Annotated in this window: 15 protein-coding genes; 9 read left to right on the plus strand and 6 right to left on the minus strand. The window is 71.7% G+C overall.

Annotated features, from left to right (window positions below; genetic code table 11):
* The first annotated feature begins 806 nt into the window (after window positions 1-806).
* On the plus strand, window positions 807-1,739 hold the full coding sequence (locus tag O7602_RS30290) for a sulfite exporter TauE/SafE family protein (RefSeq protein WP_281585989.1): 933 nt from the start codon (window positions 807-809) through the stop codon (window positions 1,737-1,739).
* A gap of 54 nt (window positions 1,740-1,793) precedes the next feature.
* Here O7602_RS30290 and O7602_RS30295 read toward each other — a convergent pair whose 3' ends face one another.
* The 4 genes from O7602_RS30295 to xylA all read right to left on the minus strand — a co-directional run bounded on the left by O7602_RS30295 (window position 1,794) and on the right by xylA (window position 5,203).
* Window positions 1,794-2,210 (minus strand): PIN domain nuclease, encoded by a 417-nt coding sequence (locus tag O7602_RS30295; RefSeq protein WP_281585990.1) that lies wholly within the window; start codon window positions 2,208-2,210, stop codon window positions 1,794-1,796.
* Window positions 2,201-2,425 (minus strand): hypothetical protein, encoded by a 225-nt coding sequence (locus O7602_RS30300; RefSeq protein WP_281585991.1) that lies wholly within the window; start codon window positions 2,423-2,425, stop codon window positions 2,201-2,203. The genes O7602_RS30295 and O7602_RS30300 overlap by 10 nt, the downstream gene beginning before the upstream one ends.
* 184 nt (window positions 2,426-2,609) lie before the next feature.
* On the minus strand, window positions 2,610-4,016 hold the full coding sequence (gene xylB / locus O7602_RS30305; RefSeq protein WP_281585992.1) for a xylulokinase: 1,407 nt from the start codon (window positions 4,014-4,016) through the stop codon (window positions 2,610-2,612).
* 2 nt (window positions 4,017-4,018) lie between these two features.
* Window positions 4,019-5,203, minus strand: coding sequence for a xylose isomerase (gene xylA / locus O7602_RS30310; RefSeq protein WP_281585993.1), 1,185 nt, complete (start codon window positions 5,201-5,203; stop codon window positions 4,019-4,021).
* Window positions 5,204-5,276: 73 nt separating this feature from the next.
* Between xylA and O7602_RS30315 the strand changes: the two genes are divergently transcribed.
* Complete coding sequence (locus O7602_RS30315; protein WP_281585994.1) at window positions 5,277-6,407, plus strand: ROK family protein; 1,131 nt, start codon at window positions 5,277-5,279, stop codon at window positions 6,405-6,407.
* Window positions 6,408-6,413: 6 nt separating this feature from the next.
* On the opposite strand, the gene O7602_RS30320 is transcribed toward O7602_RS30315, so the two are convergent.
* Together O7602_RS30320 and O7602_RS30325 are read right to left on the minus strand one after the other, a co-directional pair.
* Entirely contained in the window at window positions 6,414-7,166 is a 753-nt protein-coding gene (locus O7602_RS30320) for a sugar phosphate isomerase/epimerase (RefSeq protein ID WP_281585995.1), read from the minus strand.
* Entirely contained in the window at window positions 7,166-8,662 is a 1,497-nt protein-coding gene (locus tag O7602_RS30325) for an MFS transporter (protein WP_281585996.1), read from the minus strand. The genes O7602_RS30320 and O7602_RS30325 overlap by 1 nt, the downstream gene beginning before the upstream one ends.
* A 102-nt stretch (window positions 8,663-8,764) precedes the next feature.
* Here O7602_RS30325 and O7602_RS30330 point away from each other — a divergent pair, with 102 nt between their 5' ends.
* The 7 genes from O7602_RS30330 (at window position 8,765) to O7602_RS30360 (ending at window position 18,305) form a co-directional block, all read left to right on the plus strand.
* Window positions 8,765-9,970 (plus strand): ROK family transcriptional regulator, encoded by a 1,206-nt coding sequence (locus O7602_RS30330; protein ID WP_281585997.1) that lies wholly within the window; start codon window positions 8,765-8,767, stop codon window positions 9,968-9,970.
* Between the two features lie 45 nt (window positions 9,971-10,015).
* Window positions 10,016-11,875, plus strand: a complete 1,860-nt coding sequence (locus tag O7602_RS30335) for an FAD/NAD(P)-binding domain-containing protein (RefSeq protein WP_281585998.1) — start codon at window positions 10,016-10,018, stop codon at window positions 11,873-11,875.
* A 94-nt stretch (window positions 11,876-11,969) separates the two neighbouring features.
* Window positions 11,970-13,304: a glycosyltransferase gene (locus O7602_RS30340; RefSeq protein ID WP_281585999.1), complete on the plus strand. Its 1,335-nt coding sequence runs from the start codon at window positions 11,970-11,972 to the stop codon at window positions 13,302-13,304.
* 70 nt (window positions 13,305-13,374) lie between these two features.
* On the plus strand, window positions 13,375-14,646 hold the full coding sequence (locus O7602_RS30345; protein WP_281586000.1) for a serine hydroxymethyltransferase: 1,272 nt from the start codon (window positions 13,375-13,377) through the stop codon (window positions 14,644-14,646).
* Window positions 14,636-16,096, plus strand: coding sequence for a glycosyltransferase (locus O7602_RS30350; RefSeq protein ID WP_281586001.1), 1,461 nt, complete (start codon window positions 14,636-14,638; stop codon window positions 16,094-16,096). The genes O7602_RS30345 and O7602_RS30350 overlap by 11 nt, the downstream gene beginning before the upstream one ends.
* Window positions 16,090-16,740 (plus strand): hypothetical protein, encoded by a 651-nt coding sequence (locus O7602_RS30355; protein ID WP_281586002.1) that lies wholly within the window; start codon window positions 16,090-16,092, stop codon window positions 16,738-16,740. Before O7602_RS30350 ends, O7602_RS30355 begins: the two co-directional genes overlap by 7 nt.
* On the plus strand, window positions 16,737-18,305 hold the full coding sequence (locus O7602_RS30360; RefSeq protein ID WP_281586003.1) for a GMC family oxidoreductase: 1,569 nt from the start codon (window positions 16,737-16,739) through the stop codon (window positions 18,303-18,305). Before O7602_RS30355 ends, O7602_RS30360 begins: the two co-directional genes overlap by 4 nt.
* The last annotated feature ends 13 nt before the right edge of the window (window positions 18,306-18,318 follow it).

Here is an 18,318-nt window from a genome sequence, read left to right on the forward strand (position 1 = left end):
GAAGGATCGCGTGGTGACGGGGGGATTGCCGGCCGAACACCGGCGAGGACGGATCGGATTTGCGCCAGTCAATGTCGCGGTGAGTCACAGCCTAGCTTCGCCCAGTTACGTCTCGGTTAAATCCACCCGCCAGGGCCGTTGGTGTGAAGATTTCCTACCTACGCCGGGGGGTATGTCTCCGGGTTAAGCAGGAGAAATGATCGTCGATGCGCCGACGTTGTCACCAAACCATGCCGCAGTTGGTTGCCTGTTCATTTTCGAACTTATTTCCAAGCTGTTTTCCGTTGATTGGGAAGATCCTGATAGCGGGAGATCAACTCGTCGCACGTCCCACCATGTGGAACGAGTCTTGCCATGGATTGCATCGACCATTAAAGATCCGTATCGGCATCCACGCCATCATTACCCATCGATTAGCTGTGGAATTCGTGAGGCGAGGTGGAATTGGTTTCGATCATCAGATCCCCTGGTAGTGAGGGGTCTCCTCGTGCTCCGCGTCTCCGCTCCACCCGTCGTCGCTGACCTTGCGGGTGGTTACCAACGGAGGCGAGGGCTCCCCGAGCATGCCGCCGGACCCGGTGTTGAGCTGGTCACACTGCGGCCTTTGGCGACGGTCAACGTACTCACTTAACGAGCGTTTCATGCGCTGTCCGCCGGGCGGTCAGCCGATCCGGCGCCGGATATGCCGCCTGCTGATTTCCGGCAGTACCCCAGCCCTGCCCGTGCTCCCGGCCAGGTGAGACGGTCAACACGTCCGTCCCGGCCGGGCCGTCCTCCCCCATTTTCCTTTCGGATCGGCGGTAATTGTGCGTAGCCTGCTTCTCCTCGCCCTCGTCGGCCTCGGTGCCCAACTCGTCGACGGCAGCCTCGGCATGGCATACGGTGTGACATCCACGACGTTGTTGCTGGCCCTCAACACCGGGGCCGCGAGCGCCTCGGCGACCGTTCACCTGGCCGAGATCGGCACCACCCTGGTCTCCGGCGCCGCGCACTGGCGGTTCGGCAACGTCGACTGGACGGTGGTCCGCCGGGTCGGCGTCCCCGGTGCCCTCGGCGCGTTCGCCGGCGCGACGTTCCTCTCCCGCCTCTCCACCGAGACCGCGGCCCCGATCATGTCGCTGATCCTGTTCACCCTCGGCCTGTACGTCCTGATCCGGTTCACCGTCGCCGGGCTGCCCCGGGAACGCGTCGGGCTGCCCCTGCGCAAGCGCTTCCTCGGGCCGCTGGGACTCGTCGCGGGCTTCGTGGACGCCACCGGCGGTGGCGGCTGGGGGCCGGTCGGCACCCCCGCCATCCTGGCCAGCGGCCGGTTGGAACCCCGCCGGGTGATCGGGTCGATCGACACAAGTGAGTTCCTGGTGGCGGTCGCCGCCAGCGCGGGATTCCTGGTCGGCATCGGCTCGGCGAACATCAACTTCGGCTGGGTGGCCGCGCTGCTGCTCGGCGGCATGATCGCCGCGCCGATCGCCGCCTGGCTGGTACGGCTGGTCCCGCCCCGGGTCCTCGGCTCCGCCGTCGGCGGGGTCATCGTCCTGACCAACACCCGGACCCTGCTGCGCAGCGACTGGATCTCCGCCCCGGACCCCGTCCGGTACGCCTGCTACCTGCTCGTCGCGGTGCTCTGGGCGGCGGCGGTGGCCTGGTCGCTGCGCCGGCACCTGGCCGACCGGCAGGTGGCCGCGCCGGTCGCCGCGGGACAGGAGGGAGGCGCCGGGGAACCGGTCATCACGTCGAGCTGACCGGACGGCGGCCCGGCGGCCCTCGTCGGTGGAGCGGGCGGGGCGTGGTGCGGCTCAACCGGGCAGGGTTTCGATCGGCTGGCCGGTGAGCGTGGCGATGAGGTCGAAGTCCTTGTCGACGGCCAGGACGGTCAGTCCGGTCTTTTCAGCGGTTGCGGCGATCAGCAGGTCGGGGATCGACGGAGCGCGGTGTTGGCCGCGGTCGGCGAGCAGCAACTGCACTTCCAGCGCCCGGTCTTCGATTGCGGGTGTGAGGTGTTCGACGGGCATCAGGGACAGTGGTGGGATGGCGAACTGCCGGCGTCCCGCTTCTCCGGTGCGCGCCGAGTAGCCGAGTTCGAGGCGCGTGATGGTGGAGAGCCGGACGAGTCCTCGGCTGATGCGCGCGTTCCACTCGTCGCGGTTCGCCGTCTGGCCGAGTTGGAGACGAACGTAGGCGGACTTGTCGATCAGCCAACTCGTCACCGCCACGCGGCCCCCATCACCGTAGGGTCGGCGAGGTCGGCGAAGGTCTCCGCGGATCGTTGCCAGTCCTCGGCGGTGACCGTCCGGTCGCTGGCTGGACGGATGTTCTCCTCGAACTTCCGGCGTAGGTACTCGTTGCGGGACAGCCCGAGGCTGGCGGCTGTGGCGTCGATGCGGTCCACGGCTTCTTGGCTGAGATCGCGGACGAGGATGTTGGGCATGTGGCACCTCCCTGGCCGGGTGCTATCACGATATCACGCTGGCAGCGGCGTCAATCCGAAACCGGATTTTTCGCCGCGCACGGCGATTGCACAGTGGCCTGGCGAAGAGCCCGCCGGTAGCGCGCAGATCGGGGTTCGTCGCCAGTGCGTCGGCCGGCTCCGGGGGGAGCCGGCCGACGCACTGCTAGCCGGCGCGGGGCCGATCCAGCACGGCGTGCTGGGCGGTCGCGTACTGCTCGCGGATCAGTGGGACGGGATCGTCCTCGTACGTCTCCGGCGTCTCCGCCGACCACCGAGGCGGGGTGTCCCCGCCGGCGACGACCCATGCCGCCTGCCGGGCCGCTCCGTCGGCGACGTACTCGCCGGGCGGGGGTACGAGCACCGGCTTGCCGAACAGGGCGGGCGCGATCCGGCGTACCGCCTCGCTTTTCGCCCCGCCGCCGACCAGGACGATCCGGTTCGCCTGGGCGCCCTGGTCGACGAGCGCGTCCAGGCCGTCCGCCAGGGCGCAGAGCATGCCCTCGACGGCGGCCCGGGCCAGGTGCGCCGGGTCGGACGTCTTCAGGGTCAGCCCGTGGATCGCGCCCGTGGCATCCGGCCGGTTCGGGGTCCGCTCACCCTCCAGGTACGGCACCAGGACCAGGCCGTCCGCACCGGCGGGCGCGGACAGCGCGAGCCGGGACAACTCGTCGTGCGAGACCCCGAGCAGTCGCGCCGCCGCGTCCAGCACCCGGGCCGCGTTGAGCGTGACCACGATCGGCAGGAAGCGGCCGGTGGTGTCGGCGAACCCGGCCACCGTGCCGCTCGGGTCGACGGGTGCCGTCTCCGAGGAGACGAACACCGTGCCGGACGTGCCGATCGAGACGATCACGTCGCCGGGCAGCGCGCCGGTCCCGAGGGCGGCGGCGGCGTTGTCCCCGGCTCCCGGGCCCAGCGGGGCGCCGTTCGGCAGGCGCCCGGCTACCCCGGTCGGACCGAGGACATCCGGCGTTCGCAGGGCCCGGCCGAATCCGAGCTCCAGCAGGTCGGGCCGGTATTCGTTGGTCCTGGCCGACCAGTAGAGCGTGCCGCTGGCGTCGCTGCGGTCGGTCCTGATGTCCGCGATGTCGGTGGACCCGGACAGTTTCCAGGTGAGCCAGTCGTGCGGCAGGCAGACCGCGGCGACCCGGGCCGCGTTCTCCGGCTCGTTGCGCGCCAGCCAGCGCAGCTTCGTGAGCGTGAAACTGGCGACCGGCACGATCCCGACCGCCTCCGCCCACCTGTCCCCGCCGCCCAGTTCGGCGATCAGGTCGGCGGCCGCGCCGGCGCTGCGCGTGTCGTTCCACAGCAGCGCCGGGCGGACCACCGCACCGTTCTCGTCCAGCACGACCATGCCGTGCTGCTGACCGGCCACCGAGGCGGCGGCCACGTCGTCCAGGCCGCCGGCCTCCTCGATCGCCTGCCGCAGCGCGGTCCACCAGGCGTCCGGATGCACCTCGGTGCCGTCCGGGTGGGTGGCCCGGCCCTGCCGGACCAGCTTCCCCGTCTCGGCGTCACGGATGACGACCTTGCACGACTGCGTCGAGCTGTCGATCCCGGCCACCAGCGCCATGGTCAGCGCGCCCCGATCAGGTGCTCGACGGCCAGCTGGTTGAGCCGGATGAACCCGTAGCCCTGGGCGCCGGGGACGGTCACGTCGAAGTCCTCGAACGCGCTGCGGTCGGCGAGCAGGTCGGCGTAGCTCTCGCCCGGGTTCAGGGTCGGGGTGGACAGCTCGCCGACCTTCGCGGCGGCCAGCGCCTCCTGCACCTCGGGGTCCGCGCGGAACGCCTTGGCCCGCTCCTTGAGCAGCAGGTACATCCGGATGTTGGCCTTGACCGACTCCCAGACGCCGTCGAAGTCCTCGGTGCGCGACGGCTTGTAGTCGAAGTGCCGCGGGCCGTCGTAGGGGCTGGCGCCGTCGAGGCCGTTCTCCAGCAGGTCGACCGTGGAGAACGCGTTGAGCAGGTCGCCGTGACCGAAGACCAGGTCCTGGTCGTACTTCGGGCCGTGCTGACCGTTCAGGTCGATGTGGAACAACTTCTTGTGCCACAGCGCCTGGGCGATGCCGTGGGTGAAGTTGAGGTTCGACATCTGCTCGTGGCCGACCTCGGGGTTGATGCCGAACAGCTCGGGCCGGTCCAGCTCCTGGGTGAACGCGATGGCGTGGCCGGCGGTCGGGAGCAGGATGTCGCCGCGAGGCTCGTTCGGCTTCGGCTCGATGGCGAAGCGGTAGCCGTAGCCGCGGTCCTCCGAGTACTGCGCGAGCAGGTTCAACGCCTCGGCGTAGCGGTCGAGCGCGGCCCGGACGTCCTTCGCGGAGTCGTACTCCGAGCCCTCACGGCCGCCCCACAGCACCAGGATCCTGGAGCCCAGCTCGGCGCCGAGGTCCATCTGGCGCAGCACCTTGCGCAGCGCGTAGCGCCGAACGTTGCGATCGTTGCTGGTGAAGCCGCCGTCCTTGAAGATGGGCTGCTGGAACAGGTTGGTGGTCACCGACGGGACGATGAGCCCGGTCTCGTCGAGCGCCTTCTTGAAGGCGGCGACGATGCGGTCGCGGGTCGCGGCGTCCGCGCCGAACGGCACCAGGTCGTCGTCGTGGAAGCCGACGCCGTACGCCCCGAGCTCGGCGAGCTTGTGCACGGTCTCGATCGGGTCGAGCGCGGGACGGGTGGCCTCGCCGAACGGGTCGCGTGCTTCCCAGCCGACGGTCCAGAGACCGAAGGAGAACTTGTCCTCACGTGTGGGCTGCACAGACACGGTTACCTCCGGGAAACGCGTTGGATTTGTTTGCTGGTTGAATTATTTGCCCGGGGTATGGCATTGTCAAGGCGTGACGGCTCGGTTGACCTCCGCATCGAGCGCCCCCGTCCGGCAGTCGAGTGTGCGCGCTCACAATCTCGCGCTGGTGCTGAGCACCGTGGCGGACAGCGCGGACCCGCCGTCCCGGGCCGCGGTCGCGACCCTCACCGGGCTCACCCGGGCCACCGTCTCGGCGCTTGTCGACGACCTGATCGCGGGCGGCCTGCTGACCGAGCTGGACCCGCCGCCGCGCACCGGAGCCGGCCGCCCGGCGGCCGGGCTCGCGCTCGCCTCGACCGGTCCGGCCGGGCTCGGCCTGGAGATCAACGTCGACTACCTGGCCGTCTGTGTGGTCGACCTGACCGGCGCGGTCCGGCAGCGCCTCGTCGAGCACGCCGACCAGCGCCCGGCCGCGGCGGCCGACGCGCTCGCCGCACTCGGCCGGCTGGCCGCCCGCGCCCGGCACGCCGCCGAGGCCGACGGGCTGGTGGTGGCCGGCGCCGCCCTCGCGGTCCCCGGCCTGGTCTCGGCCGGGTCGGTCCTGGACGCGCCGAACCTGGGCTGGCAGAACGTGGACGCACTGGCGCTGCTGCGCGGCGTGCCGGAGCTCGCCGACCTGTCGATCGTCGTCGAGAACGAGGCCAACCTCGCCGCCCTCGGTGAGTTGCGGGTCGCGGGGGGCGAGCAGACGTTCCTGTACGTCTCCGGCGAGATCGGCATCGGCGCCGGGCTGGTGATCGACGGCCAGCTGTACCGCGGCGCGCGCGGCTGGAGCGGCGAGATCGGTCACGTGACGGTCCACCCCGACGGGCGGGCCTGCCGCTGCGGCTCGAACGGCTGCCTGGAGCAGTACGCCGGTCAGGAGGCGCTCGGCGCGGGTGAGCCGCAGGCCGCCGCGGCGCTGGGCATCGCGCTGGCCGCGGTGGTCAACCTGCTGGACGTGCCGGTGATCGTGCTGGGCGGGGCCTATGCGACCTACTTCGACCGGCTGCGCGACGGCATCGAGGCCGAGTTGCGGCGCCGGGTGCTGACCGCGAGGCTCGCGCCGGTCACGCTGCGGGCCGCCCGGCTGGGCACGAACGCCGCGGTGCGCGGGGCGGCGGACGCGGTGGTACGGGGCGTGCGCGACGATCCGGCGGCCTGGCTGCGGCGGGTCGGCTGAGGGCGCCTACCCGGGCCGGGCTGAAGGCGAGTTCAGGTAGGCGTGGCTCGCCGCGAGCGCCGCGAAGACGTCGCCGTCGCTGGCCTTCATCTCGACGATGCGCAGCGCGCCGGCCGGGGTGGCGGCCAGGATCTCCGCCGTCGGCATCGCGCCCCGCCCGAGGGCGACGTGCGGGGCGTCCGCGGTGATCGGGCCGTCCTTCAGGTGTACGGCCGGCACCCGCGCGCCGAGCCGGTCGAGGACGGCCGGTACGTCGGCGCCGCCGACGGCCGCCCAGTAGGTGTCGAGCTCGAAGAGGACATCCGGGGCCACCAGGTCGGCCAGGGCCTCCAGGGCGTGCCGGCCGTCGACCCGGGCGGCGAACTCGGACCAGTAGTTGTGGTAGCCGATCCGCAGGCCGTACCCGGCGGCCCGCTCGGCGAGCGCGTTGAGCGCGTCGGCGGTGCGCTCCAGTGCCGCCGGGCCGGTGAAGGCGTCGTCGGGGAGGCCGGTTCCGACGATGGCCAGGTCGGTGCCGAGCGTCGCCACGGCTTCCAGGGCCGCGTCGCGGTCGGCGGTGAAGAACCGGTGCGAGTGGGCGCTGCAGACGGCGAGGCCGGCATCCTCGGCCGCCGCACGCAGGCCGGCCGGGTCGTCGAGAGCCTCGAAGGGCTCGACGCCGCGGTAGCCGAGACCGGCCACGCGCCGTAGCGCGCCGTGGCGGTCGGCCGCCAGCTCGTCCCGGATGGTCCACAGGTTGACCGCTGGCGAGTTCGACATCAGTCCGTGCCCTTTCCGGTGGCTGTCGCGGGGATGTTCGGAAGCGCGAAGGACGACACCCAGGTCACCACGAGCAGGGCGGCGCACAACCAGTAGGCCAGCTCGCTCGCGGCGAACGGCGACGCGCCCCGACCGATCTGATCGAAGATCACCGTGGAGAAGATCGCCGCCGCCACCGCGCCACCCAGTTGCTGGAGGGCGTTGACGGCGCCGGTGGCCGACCCGAGCTCGCGGTCGTCGACCCGGGACAGGACCAGGTTCAGGAACTGCCCGAAGAACAGGCCGGTCCCGACGCCGGCGACGAGAAACGCGGGCGCCAGGTTGAAGCTGGTGAGGCCGGAGTCGTACCGCAGGCCGTCCGGCCCCGGGTAGGTGGTGGTGCCGGCGGTGGCCGCCACGGTCACCGCGGCCAGGCCCATCCCCACCGCCTGGCACAGGATTCCGGCCTGGAGCACCAGGCGCGGTCTCCGCTTCGCGAGCAACTGCCCGATGCCCATCGCGGCGATGGTGCCCACCGGCCACCAGGTGCCGGTCAGGCCGCTGCGGAGCGGCGACCAGCCGACGTACAGCTGGACCAGGACCGGGTAGACGATGAAGGCTCCCGAACAGGCGCCGAAGAACAGGAAGACGACCACCGAGCCGCCGGTGAAGGACCGTTTGCGGAACAGGCTCGTCTCGATGAACGCGTCCAGCCCGCGTCGGTGCCGGGTGCGGGCGTGCAGCGCGAAGAGCACGAGAACCAGCACCGACGAGACCATCATCGCCCGGGTCCACCAGGCCCACTGATGTTCACGGCCCTGAATGACCGGATAGACGAACAGCCCGACCGAGACCGAGCACAGGACCATGCCGATGCCGTCGAGCTTCGGCCGGGCGGCGGAGGGGCGGTCGGCGGGAAGCGTACGGAGGGCGAAGAAGTACACGACGAGGCAGGCCGGGATGTTGACGATGAAGACCCAGTGCCACGACGCGTACGTGATCAGCGCACCACCCAGGATCGGGCCGGCGGCGGACGAGAGACTCATGAAGGGCCCGAAGATGGCGAACGCCTTCGCGCTGTGCTCCGGACCGAAGCTCTCGCGGATCATGCTGACGCACTGCGGGACCATCATCGCCGCGGCACCGCCCTGCACCAGCCGCGCGACGATCAGCGGGGCCGGAGCCTGCGCCGCCGCGCATGCCGCCGACGTGAGCGCGAACCCGGCGAGTCCGATGAGGAACATGCGGCGGCGGCCGACGATGTCGCCGAGGCGACCGCCGGCGAGCAGGAGCACCGCGAACGTCAGCACGTAGCCGACACTGATCCACTGGAACTGCGCGTTCGACGCGCCGAGGTCGTTGCGGATCGCCGGGGCGGCGACGTTCATCGCGGTGGCGTCGAGCAGGTCCATCATCGCCGCGCCCAGCACCGTGAACAGGACCGCCCAGGCACCCCGGGGTGGTGCGGAGGAGTCGGCGTCGAGGCCGGGTTGCGCCATCGCGGACACGGCGGGCACGGCCACCCTTCAGGCATTTAGGCAACGATCTGGATCAAACTAGTGGCCGCACGGCGGCCTGCCAAGAGCCGGTCCATCCGGGCCGGCCTGTAGCGTGCACCCATGCCGATCGACGTCGGTGCACCCATGCGCCACGCCAGCATGCGCGAACGGAATCTGGCCGTGCTGCTCGGCGTGATCGCGGAACATCAGCCGGCCACCCGGGCGCAGCTCGCGTCGCTCACCGGCTTCACCAAGACCACCGTGTCCAACCTGATCGCGGTGCTCGCCGACGCCGGCCTGGTGCACAACGGGGGCGTGCTCCACGGCGGCGACCGCGGGCGCCCGGGAACCGGCGTCCTGGTCGACGGCGCGAGCGCTGCCGGGCTCGGCCTCGAGGTGACCGTCGACTACCTGGCGTCGTGTGTCCTCGACCTGAGCCGCCGGGTGCGCCACCGGGACCTGGTGACGACCGACAACCGGAATCGCCGGCCCGAGGAGATCGCCGCGGCCCTGGCCGTGCTCGCCGAAAAGGCGGTCGTCTCCGCCCAGGAGCAGGGCCTCACCGTGGCCGGGGCGGTCGTGGCGGTGCCCGGTCTGGTCGACCGTTCCGGGATGTTGCGTGCGCCGAGCTTCCGCTGGCGGGACGTGCCGGCCGCGGCACTCGTCGACCGCGGCCTCCGCGAGCTGCGTCTGCCGACCAAGGTGGAGAACGAGGCGAACCTCGCCGCGCTCGGCGAGATGTGGCTCGGCGCGGGACGCCCGCTCAGCGACTTCCTGCACGTGTCCGGGGAGATCGGCATCGGCGCCGGCATCATCCTGAACGGCCGGATCTTCCGGGGCTTCCACGGGTTCGCCGGCGAGCTGGGCCACATCCAGGTCGATCCGGACGGGCCGCGGTGCGCCTGCGGCGCGCGCGGGTGCCTGGAACTCGTCGCCGGCCGGGAGGCCATGCTCTGCGCGGTGGGGCTCAGGCCGTTGGCCGCCTGGTCCGGCCCGGACGACCGGATGTCCGCCCTGATCGAACTGCTCGACGCCGGGGACCGCGACGCCATCGCGGCGGTGCGGCGGGCCGGTGACGCTCTCGGACGCGCGCTCACCTGCGTCGTCAAGGGGCTGGACCCGGGCGCGATCGTGCTGGGCGGCATCTTCTCCCGGCTCGCGCCGTGGATCCTGGCACCCACCGAGGCGGCACTGCGGGCCGGCGCGCTGTACGAGCAGACACCCACGGTCGTCATCTCACCCCTGGGCGGGGACGCGGTGATGCTCGGCGCGGCCGGGCAGATCATCGAGGACATCTACGCCGATCCGGCGGTCCTGCTCCGCTGACGACCGTCACCCGGCGTGTTCCATTGTGGTTTACCGTGTGTCTCCATGGCTCGCATCGCAGTGCTCGGTGCCGGTCCGGTCGGTGTCGGCCTGGTGGAGCGGCTGCTGGCCAACGCCGACCTCGCACCGGACCGCCCGATCGAGATCATGCTGATCGATCCCCACCCGGCCGGTCCGGGACGGATCTGGCGGGGCGGGCAGTCGCCGCTGATGCGGATGAACTCGCTCGCCAAGGACGTCACCCTCTTCCCCGGCGAGGCCGTCCGCTGTGCCGGCCCGCCGCGTCCGGGGCCGTCGCTTGCCGAGTGGGCGACGGCCACGGCCGCCGGGCGTCTCCCGCCCGTCGATCCCGAGCTGGCGGACGACGTACGCGAGATCTCCCCGGTGTCGTTCCCGACCCGGCGGGTCCAGGGGGCCTACCTGTCCTGGTTTCTCGGTGAGGTGATCCGTCAGGCGCCGCCCGGCGTGCGGGTGACCGTGCGTCGGGGGCGTGCCGTGGCACTCACCGGGGCACCGGACGGTACGGAGCGGGTGCACCTGGCGGACGGTTCCCGGATCGACGCCGACGCGGTGGTCCTCGCGCTCGGTCACCTCGAGGCCCGGCCGCAGGGCGAGCAGTCGGAGGCGGCCGGTTTCGCGGAGCGGCACGGTCTGGTGTACCTGCCGCCCGGCTTCGTCGCCGAGGCCGACCTGTCGGTGCTGCCGGCCGGCGCCGACGTCCTGGTCCGGGGCATGGGACTGGCGTTCTTCGACCTGATGGCACTGGTCACCGAGGGACGCGGCGGCCGGTACGTCCGCGAGCGCGGCGGCCGGCTGCGCTACCTGTCGTCCGGGCGCGAGCCACGGCTGCTGGCCGGTTCCCGCCGCGGCCTGCCGTACCGGTGCAAACCGAGCCACCGGCTGGTCCATGGACCGGTGCGGGAGTTGCGCTACTTCCCGCCGGCTCTGGAGCGGTCGCTCGCCGGGGACGGGATGCTCGACTTCCGTCGTGACCTCTGGCCGCTCATCCGGAAGGATCTGAGCTTCGCGTACCACCGTGAGCTGTTCGCCGCCGCCCCGCGGCACACCGCCATGCCGTGGCCGGACTTCGAGCGGCTGCACGACGCCGCCGGGATGGACGAGCTGGACGCGCTCGCCGAGAAGGCGGTCCCGGACCCGGCCCACAGGTGGAACATGGACGATCTGCGTGCGCCGTTGCGCCACGTCGAGCCGGGGAACGCCGACGACTTCCGCGCGCGGTACGTCACGCTGCTGGAGCAGGAGCTGCGGCGCGCCCACGACCCGGCCCGGTCCGCCGACTCGGCCGTCTACGGCGCCCAACTGCTGTTCTTCGAGCGCCTCGCGCGCCTGCGGCACCGCCTGTCCCCGCGGGACCAGGTCGGGGAACTCGACGGGGCCTGGTTCACCCTGTTCAACCTCGTGGCGAGCGGTCCACCGGCGTTCCGGACGGAGGAGCTGCTCGCGCTGTGCCGTGCGGGGGTGGTGCAGCCGCTCGGCTCGGGGATGCGGGTACGTCTCGACGAGTCGACCGGCCGCTACCGGGCCGGCAGCGCGAACCTCGACGGGGAGTGCCCGGCCGCGGTGCTGATCGACGCCCGGCTGCCCGAGCCGACGCTCGACGGTACGGCCGACGAGCTGTTGCGGTCGCTGCACGCCGCCGGAGCGGCGTCGGAGGAGTTCCTGACCGACCCGGCGACCGGCCACCGCACGCCGACCGGGCGGATCGCCGTCGACGACCGGGGGCGCATGGTGACCGCCGACGGCACGGCGCATCCGGCGCGGTACGCGCTGGGCTGGAACACCTCGCTGCGTGGGACGCGCGCGTTCGCCATCCCGGGCACCGACGCGGCCACGTTCCGGCACGGGGATCTGGTGGCGCGCGCCGTCCTCACCGGACTGTCCTGACCAGCCGGTAGGACTTCCTGACTTCGACGTTGACAGATGGATCACTGCATGCTGCGATTAGTGCAAGATCTGGACTTAATATCGGGGGAACGCTTTGGACGACACCGGAAATCGTCAGGAGGAGATCGCGCTCAGCGTGGTCATCCCGAGCTACTTCAACACGCAGTGTCTGGAGCTGGTGCTGCAGTCGCTGGCCCACCAGACGATGCCGGCGGACAAGTTCGAGGTCATCGTCGTCTACAACGGCTGCGAGCCGCCGGCCAGGCTGGCCGAGCTGCGCGCGAGCACGCCCTACCTGCTACGGGAGCTGACCTCGCCGAAGGGCTGGTCGCGGGCGCGTAACACAGGCATTCTGGCCGCCACCGCCGAGCGGCTGCTGCTGCTCGACAACGACTCGCTCTGCCCGCCCGACCTGCTCGAACGGCACTGGCACCTGGCCGAGAAGGACCCGCGCAGCGTGGTGATGGGCGGCCGCGGCGAGCTCGGCGTCCAGGGCTGGGCCGCGCTGCACGCCGTGATGAGCGGCAAGGGCGTCCTCGACACGTTCCCGGTGGAGCACGACGTGCGCGCCCGCTCGGCGCCCTCCGAGCCGTGGATGTACGGCTTCACCAACAACTACGGCCTGAGCCGGTCGGACGCGCTCGCGGTCGGCATGTTCGACGTGGACTACGACGCCCGGTGGGGCGGCGAGGACCTGGACATCTCCTACAAGCTGTACCGGCACTTCGACCGGGACCGCTCACGGTTCCACTACGAGCCCACGCTTCGTGTCTGGCACGTGCCGCACTACCGGAACCTCCGCAAGTCCATCGGCGACCACTTCGCCAGCCTGGCGCTGCTGCGCGACAAGTTCCGGCACTACGAGGTCGAACTCATCGCCGGGCTGCCCGAGGTCCTGGCCGGCTCGCTCGCTGACATCGCCGAACGGGTCACCGACTACCGCCGGGTGATGGCGGTGTGCGCCGACGCGGGTCTGTGCTCGGTCGGGCCCTGGCGTGCCGCCGTCGACCCGCTGCGCGGGCGGGACCCGCAACGCCCCGACCTGGTCATCGGTTACGACACCGACCAGCTCGACCGGCGGCGGCTCGTCACGTTCGACTACGGACGCGACGCGGACGCGGACAACCTGCACCTGCTCGGGGTCGATGTGCCGTTCGCCGAGGGCACGTTCCGCTCGGCGTTCTCCTTCGACTTCTGGCGCCTGCTGCGGATGCCGGATCTCCTGGCCTTCGTCACCACCGCACTGATCGTCGCCGACGAGCTGTACCTGGGCGCGTCCGAGGACCTGATCGCCCGCGGGCCGGCGCTGGGCCTCGACCCGCTCGTGGACCTGCGGTATTTCGCCGAGCTCGTGGAGCCGGTCTACCGGGTCACGAGCCAGCAGGTCGCCGGCGCCGGAACCCTGCTGCGGGTCGTACCCGCCAATTGATCCTCGTCCCGAGCCGGGCGGGCACTCCGCGCTGCCTTCCATCCGCTGGACACCCTGAGGTGACCTTCATATGCATGATGTGGAACTCGACCGGCTGCTGAGCCGCGAGAACCGGCACTATCTGGACAGCATCGACCTGATCGCCGCCTCGAACGCGCCGATCGCCGCGGCCCGGGACAACCACGGGTGGGGCGTGGCCCAGTTCCGGTCCGCCGAGGGGCACGTCGGAAACAAGCCCTACGCCGGCACCTCGATCTTCGACGAGGTGGAGCGACTGGCGGTGGAACGGGCCCGCGCCGTGTTCGGCGGCGAGCACGCCAACGTGCAGCCCGTCTCCGGCTCGCTGGCGAACCTGGCCGCCTACCGGGCGCTGATGAAGCCGGGCGACACCATGATGGCGATGGCGGTGACCGCCGGCGGGCACCTCTCGCACGGCCATCCCAAGCACATCGTCTCCGAGCTGTACCGCGTCGTGCCGTACACCGTCGATCCCGCGACCGGCCTGCTGCCGTACGACGAGATCCGGCGGATCGCGGAACGGGAGCGCCCCCGGGTCATCGTCGCCGGCTACTCCGCGTACCCACGGGTGGTGGACTTCGCGCGGCTCAGCGCGATCGCGCGGGGGGTGGGCGCGACCCTGATCGCGGACATCTCACACATCGCCGGCCTGGTCGCGGCCGGGCTGCACGACAACCCGACCGCCTACCCGGACACCGTGGTGACGACCTCGGTGGAGAAGACGCTGCGCGGTACCCGCGGCGGGATCGTGCTGTGTCCCGCGTCGCTGCGGGCGCGGATCGACTCGGCGATCTTCCCCGGTCTCCAGTCCTCGGTCGGGATGGCCGGGCTGGTCTCCCTCGCGGCCACCCTGCGGGACGCGGCCGACCCCGCCTTCCGGGCCTATCAGGAGCGGGTGGTGAGCAACGCGCGGCGGATGGCCGGGCTGCTGCTCGACGGCGGGCTCGACCTGTTGACCGGCGGCACCGACACCCATCTGCTGGTCGTCGACCTCACCCGCACCGCGCTGACCGGGCGGGACGCCGAAGGCCGGCTCCAGGACCTGGGCATCCTGTCGAACCGCAACATGCTGCCCGGCGACCCGAGGCCGCCGTTCGTCGCCAGCGGCCTGCGGCTCGGCACGCCGACGATCACGTCACGCGGGTACGACGACGAGGACGTCACCGAACTCTCCGACATCGTGCTGGCGGCGCTGCGCGCGGAGGACTGGGACGCCTCGAAGGTGACCCTGCTGCGGAAGCGGGTGGAAGTCCTGCGCGCCCGGGCGCGCCCGGACGACGCGCTGCGTGACCTGGTCGCCTCGGCCGCCGACGATGAGCGCTGAGGCGAAGCCCGCGCCGGCCGCGGCGAGCGGTGGGACGCTCCGGCGGCCCGGTCCGGTCGTGGGCTTCCACACGTTCCGCAGCTACGCCGGTCACCCGGGCAAGGACGGTGCGAACTTCGCCTACACCGAGGTCGCGCGGCTTCTCTCCGGCAGCGCCGAGGTCCGGCCCAAACCGCACGACGTGGTGGAACTGTTCCGCAGCGACGAGGCGGCGCGCGCGGCGCTGGCCGGCTGCGACGTCGTGGTGGCGACCGTGGGCCCACACGCCTACCTTTACTTCCACCTGCGCGAACGGCTCGGGCTCGACTTCCGCGTCGTCCGCGACGCGCGCACCGCGCTGTGGAACGGCTACCTGCAACAGGAGGCGCTCTCGGCGCCCTACCTCCGCCCCGACGACGTGCTCTACCACTCGTCGCGATACTCGCTCGCGCTCTACACGATGCTGTTCCCCGGGCTCGCGCGCTCCCGGCAGGCCGTCTGCTACCCGCTGTTGCGCTGGTTCCCGGCGGAACTCGCCGGATCGTGGACCGGCTCGGGCGGTGACGGCACCCAGATCGGTTTCGTCGGCCGGCTCACCGACGACAAGAACTACTCGCAGGTGATCAGCCTGCAACGGGAGCTGAACCGGCGCGCTCCCGGCGCGTTCCGGACGGTGGCGATCGGCGAGGGCGGGCAGAGCGCGACGGCCGGCGGGTCCGCGGTCCCGGGCTACTCGTGCCGGCCACCCGTGGACCGGGCCCGCCTGTGGCAGGACTACCGCGAGATGGACGTGTTGTTCTTCCCCAGCACGTCGTCGCTGGAGACGTTCGGACGGGTGCTGGTCGAGGCGTCGTACGTCGGCACACCGGTGCTGGCCGCCACGCACGCGGCGGCGTCCGAGCTGCTGCCGAGCGAGTCGTTGCTGCCCACCACGCTGCGCGCGGACGTCGACTTCACCACCCACCTGGCCGCGCGACTCGGTGACGTCGACGTCGCGCACGCGGCCGACCTGCTCGTCGCCGGAGCCGTCCCACCCGCCGGACGGGGACACGCCGGCTACGCGGACCACGACCGGCTCCTGCTCGACCTGGTACGCGGGGACGCCCCGGACCCGTCCACCGCCGATCCGGCGCCCACCGCGGCCCAGCGGGCGTTCCTCGACCGGCTGCGGATGCGCGGACTGACGGTGCCGGCCGATCCCGCGGCGGCGGACCGGATGATCCGCCGGCTGCGCCGGTCGTTCACCGCCCTGCACCGCAGTCGCACCCCGCAGCACCTGGGCACCCTCGCCATGCTGCTGGCGCGCTCCGGCTACCGCCGCAAGACCGCCTCCTTCGTCCGCAAGAGCCTGTTCCACGGCGAGGACTTCACCAACATCGGCGGTGTCGACCTGCAGTTGAGCCACCTCATCGGCTTCGAGCCACGCTTCACCATCACCGCCCACGACGAGGAAGGCGGAAGCCCTTGCTGAACAAGCTGATCGTTCCGTACGACAACAGGCGGTTCGACTTCGCCGGCGCGATCAGCGCCGCCAGCGGTGTGCCGGACCTCGCCCGGTGGCATCACCACCACGCGCCCGCCGAGGCGGAGGAGCCGCCGGGCTTCGGCGACCAGGGCTCCGCGATGCACCAGAAGCTGTACCGCATCGAGGAGATCGCCGCGCTGTACCACGAGTTCGTCCAGACGGTGATCACCGAGATGGTCGGCGAGGACGTCCGCTACCAGCACGTGCCAAACTGGCGGATCCAGTTGCCCGGGCGACACGGCGTCGGCGCCTACCACCGAGACCGCAGCGGTGGTCACAACCCCTGCGAGATCACGTTCTGGCTCCCGCTCACCGATGTGACGTCGGAGAACTGCCTGTGGGTCGAGTCGAGTGAGGGCACCGAGGACTTCCGGCCGCATCCCATGCGCTACGGCCAGATGCTCGCGTTCGACAGCGCGAACCTCATGCACGGCAACGTCCGCAACGCCTCCGACCGCACCCGGGTCAGCTTCGACTTCCGGGTGATCCCCGCGTCCGTCTACCACGACGGGCTCGCCACGCCGCACCACACCGGCATCGACGGCCCGATCGAATGGCATTCCTCACCGACCGGGGGAGCGCGGACATGACCGGGATCGGCGCCGATCCCGGTCCGGCGTACGACGCGATCGTGGTCGGGTCCGGGTTCGCCGGCTCCTGGGCGGCCAAGGAACTGGCCGAGGCCGGGTTCCGTACCCTCGTCCTCGAGGCCGGGCCGGTCCGCCGCGCCGGGGACATCCCGGACCGCGCCGCCCCCGGGGTCACCGCCGGCGACCACGACGAGCGCACCCGGGCGCGGCAGCCGGTGCAACGCACCCACTTCAACTTCGGTCCGCGCGGGCCCCACCTGTTCGTCGACGATGTGGAGCACGCGTACGAGACGCCGCCGGACAAGCCGTACACCTGGATCCGCGGCATGCAGGTCGGCGGGCGGTCGTTGCTCTGGGGCGGGTCGGCGCTGCGCCTGTCCACGTTCGAGACGGCGGCCGGCGACGTCGACGGTTGCTCGCTGAGCTGGCCGATCGGGTACGCCGACCTGGCCGCCGCGTACGACGTCGTGGAAGATCTGGTCGATCTACGCGGGACCGCCGAGGAGTTGGCACAACTTCCCGACGGGCACTTCCGTGGCAAGCCGCCGGCGCTCACCCCCGCCGAGGCGGCGTTCCAGCACGCCTACCGCCGGGGGAACACCCGCCCGATCCCGGTGCGCTTCGTCTCGGCCGAGCGGGGCGAGGACGGCTGGCCGGAGTTCACCATGCAGGCCACCGCCCTCGCCCGGGCGGAACGGACCGGCCGGGTGACGCTGCGATCGGACGCCCGGGTCACCTCCGTGACCGTCGACCCGGACGACGGCCGGGCGACAGGCGTCAGTTACGTGGACGCCGCCGTCCCGGGCGCCCGGCACCACGCCCGCGCCCGGGTCGTGTTCCTCTGCGGTGGCACCATCGAGACCGCCCGGCTCATGCTCAACTCGCACAGCCCCCGCCATCCCGACGGGCTCGGCAACAGCAGCGGCTGGCTCGGCCGTGGCCTGATGGACCATCCGCTCGTCACCTCGTCCGGCGTCCTCGACGGTCACCCGCCGATGCCGGCCCACCGGTCCGCCGGCCGGCAGAGCGGTCTGCTCGTCCCGCCGCCGCAGCCGCAGACCGGCGACATCCGCCCGTTCGCGCTCTGGGTGTCACTGCAACGCGGCGACGCCGGTCCGGCGTCGGGCGGGATCGACGCGCAGGGGGAGATGCTGCCGTACCGGCACAACCGGGTACGGCTCGGCGACACCCGGGACCGGTGGGGCGTCCCCGTGCCGGTCATCGAATGTGGCTACGGGCCGCACGAGGACCGGCTCTACGACGCCATGCGGCGCGAGGTGGAGCGGGCCGCGTCGGTCGCCGGCCTGCGGCTCACCGCCGTCGCGGACACGCTGACGTCGCCCGGCCGCAACGTCCACGATCTGGGTACCGCGCGGATGGGCCGGTCGCCGGCCGACTCCGTGGTGGATCCGGACAACCGCTGCTGGGACGCGCCGAACGTCTTCGTCGCCGACGGGTCCTGCTTCCCGTCCGGCGGCTGGCAGAACCCGACCCTCACCATCATGGCGATCGCGGTGCGAGCGGCACGGTTCGCGGTGGGGTTGCTACGCGACAAGGCGTACTGACCATGGTTCCGCT

It is taken from the genome of Micromonospora sp. WMMD1128, from assembly GCF_027497235.1.
Classification (GTDB): Bacteria; Actinomycetota; Actinomycetes; order Mycobacteriales; family Micromonosporaceae; genus Micromonospora.